Origin of the sequence: Erwinia persicina NBRC 102418, assembly GCF_001571305.1 — a bacterium.
Lineage (GTDB): Bacteria > Pseudomonadota > Gammaproteobacteria > Enterobacterales > Enterobacteriaceae > Erwinia > Erwinia persicina.
Genome location: NZ_BCTN01000017.1, coordinates 1 through 18212, shown reverse-complemented (window position 1 = coordinate 18212; position 18212 = coordinate 1). Strand labels below are relative to the sequence as shown.

Genomic DNA, 18212 nt, shown 5'->3' with positions numbered 1-18212 from the left:
GCCGCCATGCTGTCAGTCTCTCATCTTCGCGCCAGCTATGCAGGACAGCCGGTCTTAAAGGATATCAACCTGTCGATCGGCAACGGAGAGCTGGTGGTGGTTCTGGGGCCGTCAGGCTGTGGCAAGACGACGCTGCTGAACCTGATTGCCGGGTTTATTCCGGCAGATGGCGGCAGCATCACGCTGGACGGGCAGCCGGTAACCGGGCCGGGGGCAGACCGCGGCGTGGTGTTTCAGCATGAAGGGCTGCTGCCGTGGCGCAATGTACTGGATAACGTGGCCTTTGGGCTGCAGCTGGCGGGGATTGAAAAAGATGCCCGCCGCAGGGTGGCCGCGCAGATGCTGAAAAAAGTCGGGCTGGAGGGCGCGGAGAAGCGTTTCATCTGGCAGCTGTCCGGCGGGATGCGCCAGCGGGTAGGGATTGCCCGAGCGCTGGCCGCCAATCCGCGCCTGCTGCTGCTGGACGAGCCTTTCGGTGCGCTTGATGCGTTCACCCGTGAGCAGATGCAGGAGCTGCTGCTGACATTATGGCGGGACAGCGGCAAGCAGATCCTGTTGATTACTCACGATATCGAAGAGGCGGTCTTTCTCGCCAGCGAGCTGATCCTGCTGTCGCCCGGGCCGGGGCGCATTGTGGAACAGCTGTCACTCGACTTTGGCCGCCGTTACGCAGAGGGCGAAGCCTGCCGGGCGATCAAATCCGATCCGGCCTTTATTGAGCGCCGTGAATACGTGCTGGGTCGTGTCTTTCAGCAGCGCGAGGTGTTTGCATGAGCTCACTGATTAATGAAAAAAGCCCGGTTCGCCGCCCGCGGTTGCGCTGGCCGCTGTCACGCGCGCTGACGCTCAGTGTTGCCACACTGCTGGTACTGCTGACGATATGGTGGGCAGTGACTGCTTTACACCTGATTGCACCGCTGTTTCTGCCGCCGCCGCAGCAGGTTTTACACCAGTTGCTGACCATCGCCAGCCCGGCCGGCTTTATGGATGCCACGCTGTGGCAGCATCTGGGGGCCAGCCTGACACGCATTGTCATTGCGCTGCTGGCCGCCACGCTGGTTGGCGTGCCGGTCGGGATCCTGATGGGGCTCAATGAGACGATCCGCGGGATACTTGACCCGCTGATTGAACTGTACCGCCCGGTGCCGCCGCTGGCCTATCTGCCGCTGATGGTGATCTGGTTTGGCATTGGCGAAACCTCGAAAATTTTACTGATCTACCTGGCGATCTTCGCGCCGATAGCGATGTCCGCCCTGGCCGGCGTGAAAAGTGCTCAGCAGGTGCGCCTGCGTGCGGCGCGTTCGCTGGGGGCCAGCCGCTGGCAGGTGCTGTGGTATGTGGTGCTGCCCGGTGCCCTGCCGGAGATCCTGACGGGTATTCGTATTGGCCTGGGCGTCGGCTGGTCGACGCTGGTGGCCGCTGAACTGATCGCCGCCACTCGGGGGCTGGGCTTTATGGTGCAGTCTGCCGGGGAGTTTCTGGCCACCGATGTGGTGCTGGCCGGGATTGCGGTGATTGCCCTGATCGCCTTTGCGCTGGAGCTGGGGCTCCGCGCCCTGCAGCGCCGTCTGACCCCCTGGCATGGAGTACAACAATGAACGAACGTATTAAAATTCAGGCCCTTGGCCCTTATATTGGTGCTCAGGTCAGCGATATCGATTTGACCCGCCCGTTAAGTGATGCCCAGTTTGAGCAGCTGTATCATGCCCTGATCCGTCATCAGGTTCTGTTCCTGCGCAACCAGCCGCTGACCCCGCTGCAGCACCGTCAGCTGGCGGCACGCTTTGGCGATCTGCACATTCACCCGGTCTATCCTCATGCGCCGGACGTGGAAGAGATCATCGTGTTGGATACTCACGACGATAACCCGCCTGATAACGATAACTGGCATACCGACGTCACCTTTATTGAAACCCCACCCGCCGGGGCGATCCTCACGGCACAGCGACTGCCGGAAACCGGCGGTGATACGCTATGGGCCAGTGGTATTGCGGCTTATCAGGCATTATCTGAGCCGCTAAAAGTACTGCTGAACGGTTTACAGGCGGAGCATGATTTCCGTAAAGCGTTCCAGGAGTACAAATATCGGGCGAGTGAGGAGGAGCATCAGCGCTGGCTGCAGGCGGTCGCGAAAAATCCACCGGTATTGCATCCGGTGATCCGCACCCACCCTGTTAGCGGCAAGAAGGCGCTGTTCGTGAATGAAGGCTTTACCACGCGTATTGTCGGGCTGAAAGAGAAGGAGAGTGAGGCGCTGCTGAACTTCCTGTTCGCACACATCACCAAACCGGATTTCCAGGTGCGCTGGCGCTGGCAGGTGGGTGATGTGGCTATCTGGGACAATCGCGTGACTCAGCATTATGCCAATGCGGATTATTTACCGGCCCGTCGCATTATGCACCGCGCCACTATTCTCGGAGATAAACCCTTTTAAACTTTCTGTGGCAGGCTGCGACAGCGTTGCAGCCGCCATTCGATCTCCCCTGGCGCTGGTATTGTCATTTTCGGACCGCTGCTTATTGATCGCTCATCAGGTTACGCGAGAAGTTATGGATATTGACGCCGGGTTTCATGCGGTAAAGCTTGGCCTTGCGTGCGCCGGTCGCTACGCTTTCCCCGGTTTCTTCAAACATCTCTGAGGCTTCAAAGCGGCGTATCAGGCTTTTACGCTGAACCGGGCGGTCGAGGATGGTCTCCGTCACCTCCTGCAGTTGGGTCAGGGTAAACGCGGCGGGCAGGCAGTATACCGGCAGCAGGGAGTAGAGCGTTTTCTGCCGCAGTCGTTTCAGCGCGTCAGCAATGATCTGCTGGTGGTCGAAAGCAATATCGCTGCGCGATGCCAGTCCGGCCAGCGGTTGCCACTGCGCGTCGCTGACGTCATCACTTTCTGCCTGACAGTCCTCTGCGGCGATCAGCGCATACCACGCGGTGGTCAGACTCCAGCCGCGCGGGTCACGTTCAGGCCCGGAGAACGTCGCCAGCTGTTCAAGCCACGGCGGATTGACGGTGGTTTTCTCACGCAGCTTGCGTAGCGCGGTTGCCCGCGTGGAGTCATCCTTCTGCATATCGATAAACCCCCCGGGAAGCCCCCACCAGCCGCGCTGCGGGTGATTAGCGCGCTGTACCAGCAGCACGCACAGCTGCTCCTGCCATAACGTAAACAGCACGCTGTCGACGGTGACAATCGGGGAGGGATAGCGTGAGGCGTCGTAGTGCGCCAGATATTCGTGTTCTGATGACATGGTATTACCTGCAGGAAGTGTCGCTCGGACACAATAGCAGTCCTGGCGGGGTGATTCAATGAAACAACGCCGAAGGATAAATTAATGTTACAGTAAATCAACGCGTTATTAACTTCATTCGCGTCAGCGTAATTTTTCGCTTGTTAATTATTGTCCCATGGACAATTATATAAGTGTCCTTGTGACATTAATTAAGAAAAAGGGGTCGGTGATGATGATACTGCAATTAACGCTTGATGGTCAGGCTGTCGCGCTGGAAACAGGGCGTTTTCCTGATGGGGCGGTCTGGGGACGGGTTTCTGCCCCGCTGGATCCCCGGGCTGAACTCCTGACGCTGCGTGCCAGCGGTATGCAGACGATGGACGATTTAATGCTGGTGGCGCAGGTGCTGGATGCGGTACGTCAGCGCTGCCTGCTGCGTCAGGCCACGCTGGAGCTGCCGTGGCTGCCATATGCCCGCCAGGATCGTACCATGCGTGACGGGGACAGCTTTGCCCTCAAGGTCTTTGCCGGTTTTCTTAATCAGCTGCGCTTTGACCGTGTAGTGGTGCTGGATCCCCACAGCGATGTGGCCGCCGGGGTGGTTGACCGTCTGGTCGCTATTCCCCAGCATCGTTGCCTGGTGCACAGCCGCAGCCTGCGCTCAGCCCTGGAGCAGGGCATGATGCTGATTGCCCCGGACGCCGGAGCACTGAAAAAAATTCATTCTCTGGCACAGCAGGTCAGTGCCAGAGAGTACGGCATTCTCGGTAAACATCGCGATATTGCCAGCGGCGCACTGAGCGGTTTTGAACTGCTGAAAGGCGACGTGACGGGAAGGGATGTCCTGATTGCCGACGACCTGTGTGATGCCGGAGGCACTTTTATCGGATCCGCCACAGTGTTACGGGCGGCTGGCGCACGTTCTGTTAGCCTGTACGTCACGCACGGACTGTTCAGCAAAGGTGTCGATCACCTGCTGAGTCAGGGTATTGACCGCATCTGGACCACCACCTCGCTGGCCGGAACCGGCCAGACTTCGGCGCGTGTTGAGCTGATTGATATTGAAACCATTTACCGCAGTGAAGGAGCAACACATGCAAATTAATCCGATTCTGGCTATCGACGGTTACAAAACCTCGCACCGTGAGCAGTATCCTCAGGGGACGAACCGGGTCTACTCCAACTTCACACCGCGTGGAAATCGCTATTTTCAGTCGCCGCTGCCGGATGATTCGCTGGTGTTCTTCGGCCTGCAGGGGTTCTTACAGTGGTTTATGGTCGACCTGTTTAATGACAAATTCTTTGCCCAGCCGGAAGAGCAGGTGGTCGGGGAGTATCAGCAACTGATGGACAGTTACCTCGGGAAAGATAGCGTCAGCGTTGAGCACATCCGTGCCCTTCATCGTCTTGGCTACCTGCCGCTGGCGATTAAAAGCCTGGATGAAGGCAGTAAGGTGCCGATGAAGATCCCGGTGCTGACCATCACCAATACCGTGGATGAGTTCTTCTGGCTGGTCAATTATCTGGAGAGCGTGATGTCGGCGGAACTGTGGAAGTCGTCCACCAATGCCACGGTGGCACACCACTATCGCCAGATCTGTCAGCGGTGGGCAGACCGCACCTGTGACGATATGGCACACATTGATTTTCAGTGCCATGACTTCTCGTTTCGGGGCATGTCCGGGCTGCACGATGCCGCACAGTCCGGTGTTGGCCACCTGCTGAGTTTTACTGGTACTGACAGCCTGCCGTCGATCCTCTATGCGCAGCAGTACTACACGCCGGCGGCAGGGACGTTTATCGCCGGGAGTATCCCCGCCACTGAACACAGCGTGATGTGCATGGGGGAAGAGCAGGGAGAGATCGCCACCTTCCGTCGCCTGCTGACGGAGTTGTATCCGGCCGGGTTTGTCTCGGTGGTGTCGGACACCTGGGACTACTGGAAGGTACTGACGGAATACAGCCGTGAGCTGAAGCCGGAAATTATGGCGCGTGAGGGCCGTCTGGTCTTCCGTCCGGACAGCGGGGACCCGGTGGCGATCCTCTGCGGCAGCGGTGATGACGCGGATCGCGATCCCTCACGCAGTGCTGAACAGAAAGGCTCGGTAGAAGTGCTGTGGGAGATTTTTGGCGGCACGGTCAATGCCAAAGGTTACAAAGTGCTGGATCCGCATGTTGGGCTGATCTACGGCGACTCGATTACCCTGGAACGCGCCGATCAGATCCTCAGCCGCCTGGAGGCAAAAGGTTTTGCCAGCAGTAATGTGGTGTTTGGCGTGGGGTCTTACACCTACCAGTACAATACCCGTGATACTTTCGGCTTCGCGATGAAGGCGACCTACGGCGAAGTGAACGGGGTGGGCCGTGAGATTTTCAAACAGCCGAAAACGGACAACGGCATGAAAAACTCTGCGCGGGGCCTGCTGCGGGTGGAGAAAGATGATGAGGGGAAATATTGTCTGCTGGACAGTCAGAGCTGGCAGCAGGAGCAGGGCGGAGAGCTGAAAATCCGCTTCCTGGATGGCAAGCTGCACAATGTTGAGGACCTGACCGCACTGCGCCAGCGGCTGGCGGCGGAGTAACCTTAGAAGAGCGCGCCGGGACGATGAACCATCGTCCCGGCGTCATTCAGGCATTCATGATCGACTCTAACTCTTCCTGGGCTTCCAGCCATTCCATTTCGCACGCTTCCAGCGCTGATTTCGCCGTTGCCTGCTGCTGCAGCGCGGCGGTCAGATCGGCTTTACGGCTCTGCTCGTAAATCGCGCTGTCAGACAGCTTATTTTCGGCATCAGCCAACTGGGCATTATGCTTTTCCATCTGCTTTTCCAGTTTCTCAATCTGCTTACGCAGTGGCTGAGTCTGGGTGCGCAGTTCAGCATCCCGGCGCTTCTGATCTTTACGCGCCTGAGCGCTGTTCGCACTGTCGGCCTTCGGGGTGGCATCAGTACTGGCCTGCCGTTGCTGGTCACTCAGCCACTGCTGATAATCTTCCAGATCCCCTTCAAAGGCTTCCACTTTGCCATCGTGCACCAGATACAGGTCATCCGTGGTGGAGCGCAGCAGGTGGCGGTCATGCGAAACGACAACCAGTGCGCCTTCAAAATCAATCAGCGCTTCGGTCAGGGCCTGGCGCATATCGAGATCAAGGTGGTTTGTCGGTTCATCCAGCAGCAGCAGATTCGGGCGCTGCCAGACCACCAGAGCCAGGACCAGGCGTGCTTTTTCGCCCCCGGAGAAACGGCGTGTCTCCTCGCTGACCTTATCACCCTGGAAACCAAAGCCGCCGAGGTAGTCACGCAGCTGCTGTTCCAGCACCTTCGGGGCCAGACGCACCAGATGCTGAAGGGGAGACTCATCGGCGCGCAGAAACTCCAGCTGGTGCTGGGCGAAGTAGCCAAGCTTAATACCCTTCGCCAGGCCGATATCGCCCTGCAGCGGTGCCAGTTCGCCTGCCAGCAGCTTGATCAGGGTCGATTTACCCGCTCCGTTACGCCCCAGCAGGCCAATGCGCGATCCGGGCACCAGGTTCAGTTTTATGGAGTTGAGGATCTTCCTGTCACCGTAGCCCGCGCTGACCTTTTCCATTTTCAGCAGGGGATTAGGCAGGCTTTCCGGTTCGCGGAAGCTGAAGGTAAACGGGTTGTCGACGTGGGCCGGTGCAATAAGCTCCATACGCTCCAGCGTTTTGATGCGGCTCTGTGCCTGCTTCGCTTTACTGGCTTTCGCCTTAAAGCGGTCAATAAAACTTTGCAGGTGCGCCACTTTCTGCTGTTGATGTTCGAACATCGACTGCTGCTGAGAAAGGCGGGTGGCGCGCTGGATCTCGAAGGAGCTGTAGTTACCGGTATATTCAAAGATCGACTGTTGTTCAATATGCAGGATTTTATCAACGACCGGATCAAGGAAGTCACGGTCGTGTGAGATCAGCACCAGCGTGCCGCTGTAGCTTTTCAGCCAGCGTTCCAGCCAGATCACCGCATCGAGATCGAGGTGGTTAGTCGGTTCATCCAGCAGCAGCAAATCAGAACGGCAGATCAGCGCCTGCGCAAGGTTAAGACGCATACGCCAGCCGCCGGAGAAATCGCTGACCGGGCGCTGCAGCTGTTCCTGGGTGAAACCAAGACCGTCAAGCAGGCTGGCCGCGCGAGACTGAATGGTCCAGGCCTGAACCGCATCCAGCTTGCCATGCAGCGTGGCGATAGCGTGGCCGTCGTTGATCTCGTTGGCCTGCGCTAATTCAGACTCCAGCTGACGAAATTCACGGTCACCGTCGATAACATACTCAATGGCGGGAATGTCCAGCGCCGGCGTTTCCTGATTCACCCACGCGAGTGACCAGGTCCCCGGATAGCTGAAGCTGCCAGCATCGGCGCTTATCTCGTTTTTCAGCAGGGCCAGCAGCGTGGATTTGCCGCAGCCGTTTTTGCCCACCAGCCCCACTTTCTGACCGGGATTAATCGTGGCTGTTGCGTTGTCCAGCAGTACGCGGACACCGCGACGAATTTGTAACGAGGAGAATACAATCATAAGCGCCGTAAGTTCAGAGTATGTTAAATTACACCATCATAATCAGTTTTCGGAATCACAGAGTTCCGTTGCGTCGAGCATGGTAGCGGAAATCTCCGGCTATGACGACGATTTGGAGGGGAATGATGTCGCAGCCGCCTAAAGTCCTGCTGTTGTATGCCCATCCGGAGTCTCAGGATTCGATTGCTAATCGCGTTTTGTTACAGCCGGCGCATCATCTGGAGCATGTGACTGTGCACGATTTGTACGCACACTATCCTGATTTTTTTATTGATGTTCACCGCGAGCAGCAACTACTGCGGGAACACGACGTCATCGTTTTCCAACATCCTCTTTACACCTACAGCTGCCCCGCGCTGCTGAAAGAGTGGCTGGACCGCGTGTTGTCGCGGGGTTTTGCCAGCGGCCCCGGCGGTAACATGCTGGAAGGAAAATACTGGCGCAGCGTGATCACCACCGGTGAGCCCGAAGCGGCCTACCATCAGGAAGGGCTGAACCGTTATCCGATGTCGGACATTATGCGTCCGTTCGAACTCACGGCACAGATGTGCAGTATGCACTGGATGACGCCCATGGTGATTTACTGGGCACGACGCCAGTCTGCTGATGTCATGAAAAATTATGCCCGCGCCTATGGCGACTGGTTGTCTAACCCGTTGCCACACGGAGGAGTGTAGATGGAAGGTCAAAGTCTTCTGACCGCAGGCGTGGTGTATCTGTTTGCGGCGGTGATTGCCGTGCCGATTGCAGCGCGTCTGGGTATCGGCGCGGTATTAGGCTATTTACTGGCCGGGATTGCTATCGGCCCCTGGGGGCTCGGGTTTATCAGCGACGTTGATGAAATCCTGCACTTCTCGGAGCTGGGCGTGGTGTTCCTGATGTTTATCATCGGGCTGGAGCTGAAACCCTCCAAGCTGTGGGAACTGCGAAGGTCAATATTTGGCGTCGGTGCTGCCCAGGTGATCCTCAGCGCGCTGGTGCTGGGAGGGTTACTATGGCTGACCGATTTCTCCTGGCAGGCAGCGATCGTCGGTGGCATAGGCCTGGCGATGTCATCGACCGCGATGGCCTTGCAGCTCATGCGCGACAAAGCGATGAACCGCAATGAGTCCGGGCAACTTGGCTTCTCCGTGCTGTTGTTTCAGGATTTGGCGGTTATTCCTGCGCTGGCGCTGGTGCCCCTGCTCGCCGGCGGTGACAGCGGGCATACCGACTGGATGAAAGTCGGTATGAAGGTGCTGGCCTTTGGTGGCATGCTGGTCGGGGGTCGTTATCTGCTGCGGCCAATCTTCCGCTTTATCGCCGCCTCCGGCGTCCGTGAAGTCTTCACTGCGGCCGCTCTGTTGCTGGTGCTGGGTTCTGCCCTGTTTATGGATGCACTGGGGCTGTCGATGGCGCTCGGTACCTTCATTGCCGGTATCTTGCTGGCCGAAAGTGAATATCGCCACGAGCTGGAAATCGCTATCGATCCGTTTAAAGGACTGCTGTTGGGCCTGTTCTTTATTTCGGTGGGGATGGCGTTAAACCTTGGCGTGCTCTATACCCATATCATTGAAATCCTCATCGGTGTTATCACACTGGTGGCAGTGAAAACCGGCGTGCTTTATCTGCTGTCGCGCATTTACGGCCTGCGTAGTTCTGAACGATTGCAGTTTGCCGGGGTGCTCAGTCAGGGCGGGGAGTTTGCTTTCGTCCTGTTCTCGGCGGCGGCCTCCGCAAAACTGTTCAGTGGCGATCAGATGCCCCTGCTGCTGGTGACGGTGACGTTGTCGATGATGACCACACCGCTGCTGATGCAGGGGGTGGATAAGATCCTCGCACGGCGTTTCAATGAGGTGGATGACAGCCAGGAAAAACCGTTTGTTGAAGATGATAAACCGCAGGTCATTGTGGTTGGGTTCGGCCGCTTCGGGCAGGTTGTTGCCCGCCTGCTGATGGCCAACGAAAAACGCATTACGGTCCTCGAACGCGATATCAGTGCGGTCAGCCTGATGCGTAAATATGGTTACAAAGTGTATTACGGTGATGCGACTGAACTGGAGCTTCTGCGTGCCGCAGGGGCAGAAACGGCCCAGTCGATCGTGATAACCTGTAACGGCCCGGAAGATGCGATGGAGATTGTTCATCTCTGTCAGCAGCACTTCCCGCATCTGCAAATCCTGGCCCGTGCCCGTGGCCGCGTTGAGGCACACGAACTGCTGCAGGCGGGAGTCTCACAGTTTTCTCGTGAAACCTTTAGCAGCGCGCTGGAGCTGGGCCGAAAGACGCTGATGACGCTGGGCATGCACCCACATCAGGCATTTCGCGCACAGCAGCACTTCCGTCGCCTGGATATGCGCATGCTGCGTGAACTGATGCCGAATCATAGCGACAGTCAGCAGATCTCAAGGGTGAAAGAAGCCCGACGCGAACTGGAGGACATCTTCCAGGCCGAAATGCAGCATGAGAAACGGCAATTTGATGGCTGGGATGAGGCCGATTGATGACATCAGTTGGCCCGCAGGGCGCGGTGCCTGTCTGGCTGCACCCTGCGGCATAACGGGCTGACCGTAACTAAAGGTCATCCCCTTCAGATTTATGGGTGATTAATATGCGTAAACGTTTTATCGCTGGTGCAACCTGTCCTAAGTGTCAGGCAAAAGATACACTCGCTCTGTGGCGGGAAAATAATATCGATGTGGTGGAGTGCGTTAAGTGCGGCCACCAGATGCGCGAAGCCGACAAGCAGGCGCGTGAACAGGTGCGAACCCATGAGCAGGTCATTGGAATATTTCACCCTGAGTAACGTCGGCCGTTCAGCTTTTTTTCAGTTGTTCCTTACAGCCGCGTTGAAATTCGATACAATCGTCGCCACTTAGAGCACCAGGCTGCGAATAACAGTCAATGAATCAGGGCTCAAGCTCTCAACGGTTAGGAGTAATCATGAAAGTAGCAAAAGACCTCGTGGTCAGCCTGGCATACCAGGTACGTACAGAAGACGGTGTGTTGGTTGATGAGTCTCCGGTGAGTGCACCGCTGGACTACCTGCACGGTCATGGTTCCCTGATCTCCGGGCTGGAAAAAGCGCTGGAAGATCACGTGGTAGGCGATAAGTTTGATGTGAATATCGCGTCAAACGACGCATACGGTGCCTACGACGACAATCTGGTACAGCGCGTACCAAAAGACGTATTTATGGGCGTTGACGAATTACAGGTTGGCATGCGCTTCCTGGCAGAAACCGACCAGGGCCCGGTACCGGTAGAAATCACCGAAGTGGAAGATGAGCACGTTGTGGTTGATGGTAACCACATGCTGGCGGGTCAGAATCTGAGCTTCAACGTCGAAGTTATCGCAATTCGCGAAGCGACGGAAGAAGAGTTGGCTCATGGCCACGTTCACGGCGCTGACGGCCATCATCATGACCACGATCACGACCATGACCACGGTCAGGGTGGTTGTGGCACGGGCGGCTGTGGCTGCAGCCACTAATATTCTGCCTTTTTTCGCGCCGTGGCGGCGTTGGCTTCACGTTTGAATCCTGGTCACATAGTTATCTGTGCTGCGGGTGTTTTTAAGCCTGGTCGCCTTGCTACAACGCGAAATACTGTGGAATATCAGCAATAAAAGGTCACCTCCGGGTGGCCTTTTTGCTTTTCTGCACAGGGATATTAATAGTGAGGGGGAGGTGTCTCTTCGGACTGATCCGCCAGCATGGAGGGCGCGGCCGCCTTCAACTTATCGGTCAGCAGTCGCATCTGATCGCGCAGACGAGCCATCTCCAGTTCATGCTGTACCACCGTCAGGTTGAGCTCATCAATGGTATGCTCCTGAAACGCCAGTTTGCTTTCCATCATCTCCAGCCGTTGTTCCAGTGCGTGCTGTTGCATTTTGTTTCCTCTTGTTACTACCGGCCCCGCTTCAGAGCTCGTGAATTTTCTGATTCTAACGGTAAAATGCAGGCAGAAGTAAGAGTTATGGCGTAAATTGGCCGCCAGAGGTTGAAAAGGCGCTGGATTGTCACCACACCGGTGTTGAAACTTTCGGATAATCACGCGGTCGGAAGTTAACTTCGTGTTTTTACGGTGTGATTGTTTTTGTCATCGCGCCACCAGGTACATTACAGACCGCAGGTCTGCAAACGATTTCCGAGGTGAGATGCTTCGGTTTTGGAGAAATGGATGAAATCATTGTTTAAAGTTACATTGTTAGCAACCACAATGGCTGTTGCACTGAACGCTCCTCTGGTTATGGCTGCTGATGCCGTTCCGGTTAAGCCGACTGCACAGCAGCAGGCCCCAAAAAATGCCGCATTTAAAAATGACGACCAGCAGTCGGCATATGCGCTGGGTGCCTCTTTGGGTCGCTACATGGAAAACTCCCTGAAGGAGCAGGAAAAACTGGGTATTGCACTGGATAAAGACCAGCTTATCGCCGGTGTTCAGGATGCGTTTGCGGGTAAAAGCAAACTCTCCGATCAGGAAATTGAACAAACCCTGCAAGCTTTTGAAGGTCGTGTGAAGGGCGCAGCCCAGGCCAAGGTGGAAAAAGACGCGAAAGAGAACGCCGCTAAAGGTGACGCTTTTGCGACTAAATTCGCTAAAGAAAAAGGCGTGAAGAAAACGGAATCTGGCCTGCTGTATCAGGTAGAGAAAGAAGGCACCGGTGAGACGCCGAAAGACAGCGATACCGTGGTGGTGAACTACAAAGGTACGCTGATTGACGGTACGGAGTTCGATAACTCTTACACGCGCGGTGAGCCGCTGTCATTCCGTCTGGATGGCGTTATCCCGGGCTGGACTGAAGGTCTGAAGCACGTTAAAAAAGGTGGCAAGATTAAGCTGGTGATCCCACCGAACCTGGCTTACGGCAAAAATGGCGTTCCGGGTATTCCGGCTAACTCTACGCTGGTCTTTGATGTTGAGCTGCTCGACATCAAACCCGCGGCGAAAGCGGATACTAACGCCGAGCAGGCCGCCCCGGCCGCTGGCGACGCTAAAGCCAAAAAATAAGCTGATAAACGCCACCTCCGGGTGGCTTTTTTTTTGCCTTAGCCCACTGTATTCACACCTTTTTTGCGCCATGTTGTATTTAACGACAAAGGGCAGGACACGCCTTTCCCATATTTGCTAGACTATCCCGCGCGCATTTTAATAAGAATGAGTCTGCCCTGGCGCCGTGTGACAGGCTCTTGTCAAAGGGTGGTGTCGTTCATGTCTAATTCACTTTTCGCCGGTGAGGTTGCGGATTCGGAGCTGCTGGAGCAGCACCCCTTTACCCCCGGTGATTTCGAAATTCTAAAATCCTACGAAGCTGTTGTTGACGGGCTTGCCATGCTGATCGGCTCGCACTGCGAGATCGTCCTGCACTCGCTTGAAGACCTCAAATGCTCGGCGGTACGTATTGCCAACGGTGAACATACTGGCCGTAAAATCGGTTCGCCGATTACCGATCTCGCCCTGCGTATGCTGCATGACATGAGGGGGGCGGACAGCAATGTATCCAAAGCCTATTTTACCCGGGCTAAAAGCGGCGTACTGATGAAGTCCGTTACGATCGCTATCCGCAATCGTGATCAGCGGGTCATTGGGCTGCTGTGTATCAATATGAATCTCGACGTGCCGTTCTCGCAGATAATGGCGACGTTTATGCCGCCTGAAACGCAGGAAGTCGCCTCCTCGGTCAACTTTGCCTCATCGGTCGAAGATCTGGTTATGCAGACGCTGGAGTTCACTATCGAAGAGGTCAGTGCCGATCGTAACGTGTCCAACAATGCCAAGAATCGCCAGATCGTTCTCAACATGTATGAGAAGGGCATTTTTGACATTAAAGATGCGATTAATCAGGTAGCTGACCGCCTTAATATCTCTAAGCACACCGTGTATCTCTACATCCGGCAGTTTAAAAACGGCGATTTCCACGGGCAGGAAAAGTAATGCGTTTTTGTCTGATGGTGACCGGGCCGGCCTATGGTACACAGCAGGCCAGTAGCGCCTGGTTGTTTGCCAATGCCCTGCTGGAAGAGGGACATACGCTGGACAGTATCTTCTTCTACCGTGAAGGCGTGCTCAATGCCAGCCTGTTAAACGCACCCGCCAGCGATGAGTTCGACCTCACGCGTGGCTGGCAGCAGCTACATGAACAGCAGGGTGTTCAGTTGAATATCTGCGTGGCGGCCGCGCAGCGTCGGGGAATTACCGACCGTCAGGAAGCCACTCAGCTTGGCCTGCCCGTTGCTAACCTTGCGGAGGGATTCCAACTGTCAGGCCTGGGCTCACTGGCCGAAGCGGCACTGACCTGCGATCGTCTGGTGCAGTTCTGATGGCACGTATAGCGTTTGTTTTTACCCAGGCTCCGCATGGCTCTTCCAGTGGTCGTGAAGGGCTGGATGCCGTTCTGGCCACATCAGCACTGAGCGATGAGATTGCGCTGTTCTTTGTCAGCGACGGCGTACTGCAACTGACCGCAGACCAGCAGCCACAGCATATTCTGGCGCGGAACTACATCGCTACCTTTGGCGTGCTACCACTCTATGATGTTGAGCGCTGCTATGTGTGTGCGGCCGCGCTGGCTGAAAGAGGGATAGCAGCGGGTGCCGCCAGGGTTCTGGCGACAGAGGTTCTGGCACCGGACGTCCTGCGCGCCAGACTAAACGATTACGACCGCGTCATTACTTTTTGAGGCCTCCATGCTACATACTCTGATGACCTCACCCTTTCGTACGGATATTTCTGCGCTGCTGCGTCTGTTAGCCGAAGGTGACGCGGTGCTACTGCTTCAGGATGGGGTCATTGCTGCCCTGGAAGGGAATCTGGTACTTGAAGCGCTGCTAAATGCCCCCATCTCAGTGTATGCGCTGCGTGAAGATCTCGATGCGCGCGGGCTGGCTGCTCAAATTTCATCCAAAGTGACCGTAGTAGGCTATACTGGTTTCGTTGAGCTGGCAGTCAGTCATCCACAACAAATGACCTGGTAAGTACGGTAATCCTGGTTATTTCTTGACTCTTTTCTAGCCGAGCCCTAAAATTCTGCGGCCTCGTGATTCCGCGAGGCGATTTATTACGTGTTTACGAAGCAAAAGCTAAATCCCAGGAGCTATTTAATGGCAACAGTTAATCAGCTGGTTCGCAAACCACGCGTACGCAAAGTTGCAAAGAGCAACGTGCCTGCGCTGGAAGCCTGCCCGCAGAAACGTGGTGTATGTACTCGTGTATACACTACTACCCCTAAAAAACCGAACTCCGCACTGCGTAAAGTATGTCGTGTTCGTTTGACCAACGGTTTTGAAGTTACCTCCTACATCGGCGGTGAAGGTCATAACCTGCAGGAACACTCCGTGATCCTGATCCGTGGCGGTCGTGTAAAAGACTTGCCAGGTGTGCGTTACCACACCGTTCGTGGCGCGCTGGACTGCTCAGGTGTTAAAGACCGTAAGCAGGCTCGCTCCAAGTACGGCGTGAAGAAGCCAAAGGCTTAATGGTTCTCCGTTAAGTAAGGCCAAACGTTTTATCTTAAATGTCATAATAAACTCGTAGAGTTTTGGACAATCCTGAATTAACAACGGAGTATTTCCATGCCACGTCGTCGCGTCATTGGTCAGCGTAAAATCCTGCCAGATCCTAAGTTCGGATCAGAATTGCTGGCCAAATTTGTCAATATCCTGATGGTAGATGGTAAAAAATCTACTGCTGAAACTATCGTTTATAACGCGCTGGAGACCCTGGCTCAGCGTTCTGGTAAAAACGAGCTGGAAGCATTCGAAGTAGCCCTGGACAACGTCCGCCCAACCGTGGAAGTTAAATCCCGTCGCGTTGGTGGTTCTACTTATCAGGTACCAGTTGAAGTCCGTCCGGTTCGTCGTAATGCTCTGGCAATGCGTTGGATCGTAGAAGCTGCTCGTAAACGCGGTGATAAATCTATGGCTCTGCGCCTGGCGAACGAACTTTCTGATGCTGCAGAAAACAAAGGCACTGCAGTGAAGAAACGTGAAGACGTTCACCGTATGGCCGAAGCCAACAAGGCGTTCGCTCACTACCGCTGGTAACAGCTCTGTAGTTGTTATAAACCCAGCGGGCGTCCCAGTGACTCACCTGCTGGGCTTTTTTAACTTAGAACGTCTAAGAATCAGAGGAATCAAATGGCTCGTAAAACACCCATTGAGCGCTACCGTAACATTGGTATCAGCGCACACATCGACGCCGGTAAGACGACCACTACCGAACGTGTTCTGTTCTACACCGGTGTAAACCACAAAATCGGTGAAGTACATGACGGCGCGGCTACCATGGACTGGATGGAGCAGGAACAGGAACGTGGTATTACCATCACTTCCGCTGCGACCACCTGTTTCTGGTCTGGTATGGCTAAGCAGTTCGAGCCACACCACGTAAACATCATCGACACCCCGGGACACGTTGACTTCACAATCGAAGTTGAGCGTTCTATGCGTGTGCTTGATGGCGCAGTAATGGTTTACTGTGCGGTTGGTGGCGTTCAGCCACAGTCTGAGACCGTATGGCGCCAGGCTAACAAATATAAAGTTCCACGCATCGCGTTCGTTAACAAAATGGACCGCATGGGTGCTAACTTCCTGAAAGTCGTAGAGCAGATGAAAGCGCGCCTGGGTGCAAACCCGGTGCCATTGCAGCTGGCTATTGGCGCAGAAGAGAAATTCACCGGTGTTGTTGACCTGGTGAAAATGAAAGCGATCAACTGGAACGATGCCGATCAGGGCGTTACCTTCGTATACGAAGATATTCCAGCTGATATGCAGGAACAGGCTGAAGAATGGCGTGCGAAGCTGGTTGAAGCCGCAGCTGAAGGTTCTGATGAGCTGATGGAGAAATTCTTCGGCGGTGAAGAGCTGACTGAAGAAGAGATTAAAGAATCTCTGCGTAAGCGCGTTCTGAACAACGATATCATCCTGGTCACCTGTGGTTCTGCCTTTAAGAACAAAGGTGTTCAGGCGATGCTGGATGCGGTTGTTGAATACCTGCCAGCACCGACTGACGTTACCGCGATCAACGGTATGCTGGATGATGGCAAAGATACTCCGGCTGTTCGTCACTCAGACGACAACGAGCCATTTGCTGCTCTGGCGTTCAAAATCGCTACCGACCCATTCGTGGGTAACCTGACCTTCTTCCGCGTGTACTCTGGCGTGGTTAACTCAGGCGATACCGTGTTTAACCCGGTTAAATCTGCGCGTGAGCGTCTGGGCCGTATCGTACAGATGCACGCCAACAAGCGTGAAGAGATCAAAGAAGTTCGTGCAGGCGACATCGCTGCAGCTATCGGTCTGAAAGACGTGACCACTGGTGACACCCTGTGTGACCCGGACAACGTTATCATTCTGGAGCGCATGGAGTTCCCAGAGCCGGTTATCTCGATCGCTGTTGAACCAAAAACCAAAGCTGACCAGGAAAAAATGGGTCTGGCTCTGGGTCGTCTGGCGAAAGAAGACCCATCATTCCGCGTATGGACTGATGAAGAAACTAACCAGACCATCATCGCCGGTATGGGTGAGCTGCACCTGGACATCATCGTTGACCGCATGAAGCGTGAATTCAACGTTGAAGCCAACGTCGGTAAACCTCAGGTTGCTTACCGTGAAGCGATTCGCGCGAAAGTTACCGATATCGAAGGTAAACACGCCAAGCAGTCTGGTGGTCGTGGTCAGTACGGTCATGTTGTTATCGACATGTACCCACTGGAGCCGGGCGTTAACCCTAAAGGTTATGAGTTCGTCAACGACATCAAAGGCGGCGTGATTCCTGGTGAATACATCCCTGCAGTTGATAAAGGTATCCAGGAGCAGCTGAAGTCAGGCCCGCTGGCTGGTTATCCGGTAGTTGACCTGGGTGTTCGTCTGCACTTCGGTTCTTACCATGACGTTGACTCCTCAGAGTTGGCGTTTAAACTGGCTGCTTCTATTGCGTTCAAAGACGGCTTTAAGAAAGCAACACCAGTTCTGCTTGAGCCGATCATGAAGGTTGAAGTAGAGACTCCGGAAGAGAACACCGGTGACGTTATCGGTGACCTTAGCCGTCGTCGTGGTATGCTCAAAGGACAGGAATCTAACGCTACTGGCGTTCAGATTCACGCTGAAGTTCCGCTGTCTGAAATGTTCGGATACGCGACTCAGTTGCGTTCTCTGACTAAAGGCCGTGCTTCATACTCCATGGAGTTCCTGAAGTATGATGATGCGCCGAACAACGTCGCTCAGGCCGTAATTGAAGCTCGTAGCAAATAAGCTACAGTTTAAATATTGATCATATGCTCTCACCAAAGGGTGAGAGCATTAAAGTAAGGAATATTGTCGTGGCTAAAGAGAAATTTGAACGTTCCAAACCGCACGTCAACGTAGGTACTATCGGCCACGTTGACCACGGTAAAACTACCCTGACTGCAGCTATCACCACCGTTCTGGCTAAAACCTACGGCGGTTCTGCTCGTGCATTCGACCAGATCGATAACGCA

At 55.0% G+C, this 18212-nt stretch carries 21 protein-coding genes; 18 read left to right on the top strand and 3 right to left on the bottom strand.

Translation table 11 applies throughout. The annotated features are described in order from the left end of the window. Positions 1-6 precede the first annotated feature (6 nt). Genes tauB through tauD form a run of 3 tightly spaced genes read left to right on the top strand, consistent with a single transcriptional unit; the run spans position 7 to position 2434 of the window. The gene (tauB, locus tag EPE01S_RS17190) at positions 7-774 is read left to right on the top strand and encodes a taurine ABC transporter ATP-binding subunit (RefSeq protein WP_062747568.1); all 768 of its coding nucleotides are present in this window, start codon (positions 7-9) and stop codon (positions 772-774) included. Then, the gene (gene tauC / locus EPE01S_RS17185; RefSeq protein WP_062747566.1) at positions 771-1598 is read left to right on the top strand and encodes a taurine ABC transporter permease TauC; all 828 of its coding nucleotides are present in this window, start codon (positions 771-773) and stop codon (positions 1596-1598) included. The genes tauB and tauC overlap by 4 nt, the downstream gene beginning before the upstream one ends. Next, positions 1595-2434 carry a taurine dioxygenase gene (gene tauD, locus EPE01S_RS17180; RefSeq protein WP_062747564.1) on the top strand — a complete coding sequence of 280 codons (840 nt, stop codon included), beginning with the start codon at positions 1595-1597 and terminating at the stop codon, positions 2432-2434. Before tauC ends, tauD begins: the two co-directional genes overlap by 4 nt. Positions 2435-2516: 82 nt before the next feature. On the opposite strand, the gene EPE01S_RS17175 is transcribed toward tauD, so the two are convergent. After that, complete coding sequence (locus EPE01S_RS17175; RefSeq protein WP_062747562.1) at positions 2517-3242, bottom strand: NUDIX hydrolase; 726 nt, start codon at positions 3240-3242, stop codon at positions 2517-2519. A 211-nt stretch (positions 3243-3453) separates the two neighbouring features. On the opposite strand from EPE01S_RS17175, the gene prs reads away from it, so the two are divergent. Both prs and EPE01S_RS17165 read left to right on the top strand, forming a co-directional pair. Next, positions 3454-4329, top strand: a complete 876-nt coding sequence (gene prs / locus EPE01S_RS17170) for a ribose-phosphate diphosphokinase (RefSeq protein ID WP_062747560.1) — start codon at positions 3454-3456, stop codon at positions 4327-4329. Continuing rightward, positions 4319-5806, top strand: a complete 1488-nt coding sequence (locus EPE01S_RS17165) for a nicotinate phosphoribosyltransferase (protein WP_062747558.1) — start codon at positions 4319-4321, stop codon at positions 5804-5806. Before prs ends, EPE01S_RS17165 begins: the two co-directional genes overlap by 11 nt. Before the next feature lie 46 nt (positions 5807-5852). Here EPE01S_RS17165 and EPE01S_RS17160 read toward each other — a convergent pair whose 3' ends face one another. Beyond that, complete coding sequence (locus EPE01S_RS17160; protein WP_062747555.1) at positions 5853-7754, bottom strand: ABC transporter ATP-binding protein; 1902 nt, start codon at positions 7752-7754, stop codon at positions 5853-5855. A gap of 125 nt (positions 7755-7879) precedes the next feature. Between EPE01S_RS17160 and kefG the strand changes: the two genes are divergently transcribed. The 4 genes from kefG to slyD all read left to right on the top strand — a co-directional run bounded on the left by kefG (position 7880) and on the right by slyD (position 11225). After that, positions 7880-8431, top strand: a complete 552-nt coding sequence (kefG, locus tag EPE01S_RS17155) for a glutathione-regulated potassium-efflux system ancillary protein KefG (RefSeq protein WP_062747553.1) — start codon at positions 7880-7882, stop codon at positions 8429-8431. Then, positions 8432-10237 (top strand): glutathione-regulated potassium-efflux system protein KefB, encoded by a 1806-nt coding sequence (gene kefB, locus EPE01S_RS17150; RefSeq protein ID WP_062747551.1) that lies wholly within the window; start codon positions 8432-8434, stop codon positions 10235-10237. Between the two features lie 101 nt (positions 10238-10338). Next, positions 10339-10539, top strand: coding sequence for a YheV family putative zinc ribbon protein (locus EPE01S_RS17145; RefSeq protein ID WP_162901020.1), 201 nt, complete (start codon positions 10339-10341; stop codon positions 10537-10539). 137 nt (positions 10540-10676) lie between these two features. Beyond that, entirely contained in the window at positions 10677-11225 is a 549-nt protein-coding gene (gene slyD / locus EPE01S_RS17140; RefSeq protein WP_062747547.1) for a peptidylprolyl isomerase, read from the top strand. 179 nt (positions 11226-11404) lie between these two features. Here the strand turns inward: slyD and EPE01S_RS17135 are convergent, their stop codons facing one another. Further along, entirely contained in the window at positions 11405-11623 is a 219-nt protein-coding gene (locus EPE01S_RS17135; protein WP_062747545.1) for a protein SlyX, read from the bottom strand. 291 nt (positions 11624-11914) lie between these two features. Here EPE01S_RS17135 and fkpA point away from each other — a divergent pair, with 291 nt between their 5' ends. From fkpA to EPE01S_RS22985, 9 genes are all read left to right on the top strand, one after another. Further along, positions 11915-12745, top strand: coding sequence for an FKBP-type peptidyl-prolyl cis-trans isomerase (gene fkpA, locus EPE01S_RS17130; protein ID WP_062747543.1), 831 nt, complete (start codon positions 11915-11917; stop codon positions 12743-12745). Positions 12746-12946: 201 nt separating this feature from the next. Then, the gene (locus EPE01S_RS17125; protein ID WP_062747541.1) at positions 12947-13669 is read left to right on the top strand and encodes a helix-turn-helix transcriptional regulator; all 723 of its coding nucleotides are present in this window, start codon (positions 12947-12949) and stop codon (positions 13667-13669) included. After that, a complete protein-coding gene (tusD, locus tag EPE01S_RS17120; RefSeq protein WP_062747539.1) occupies positions 13669-14055 on the top strand; it encodes a sulfurtransferase complex subunit TusD in 387 nt (128 codons plus the stop codon). Before EPE01S_RS17125 ends, tusD begins: the two co-directional genes overlap by 1 nt. Next, positions 14055-14414, top strand: a complete 360-nt coding sequence (gene tusC / locus EPE01S_RS17115; protein WP_062747536.1) for a sulfurtransferase complex subunit TusC — start codon at positions 14055-14057, stop codon at positions 14412-14414. Before tusD ends, tusC begins: the two co-directional genes overlap by 1 nt. A gap of 7 nt (positions 14415-14421) precedes the next feature. Beyond that, the gene (gene tusB, locus EPE01S_RS17110) at positions 14422-14709 is read left to right on the top strand and encodes a sulfurtransferase complex subunit TusB (protein ID WP_062747533.1); all 288 of its coding nucleotides are present in this window, start codon (positions 14422-14424) and stop codon (positions 14707-14709) included. 126 nt (positions 14710-14835) lie between these two features. Then, positions 14836-15210, top strand: a complete 375-nt coding sequence (gene rpsL, locus EPE01S_RS17105; RefSeq protein ID WP_003852912.1) for a 30S ribosomal protein S12 — start codon at positions 14836-14838, stop codon at positions 15208-15210. Between the two features lie 96 nt (positions 15211-15306). Then, the gene (gene rpsG, locus EPE01S_RS17100; protein ID WP_004160604.1) at positions 15307-15777 is read left to right on the top strand and encodes a 30S ribosomal protein S7; all 471 of its coding nucleotides are present in this window, start codon (positions 15307-15309) and stop codon (positions 15775-15777) included. A 93-nt stretch (positions 15778-15870) separates the two neighbouring features. Continuing rightward, positions 15871-17985 (top strand): elongation factor G, encoded by a 2115-nt coding sequence (gene fusA, locus EPE01S_RS17095; protein WP_062747531.1) that lies wholly within the window; start codon positions 15871-15873, stop codon positions 17983-17985. Between the two features lie 68 nt (positions 17986-18053). Continuing rightward, positions 18054-18212 (top strand): GTP-binding protein (locus tag EPE01S_RS22985; RefSeq protein ID WP_255210154.1); only part of this gene is annotated, 159 nt, incomplete at its 3' end.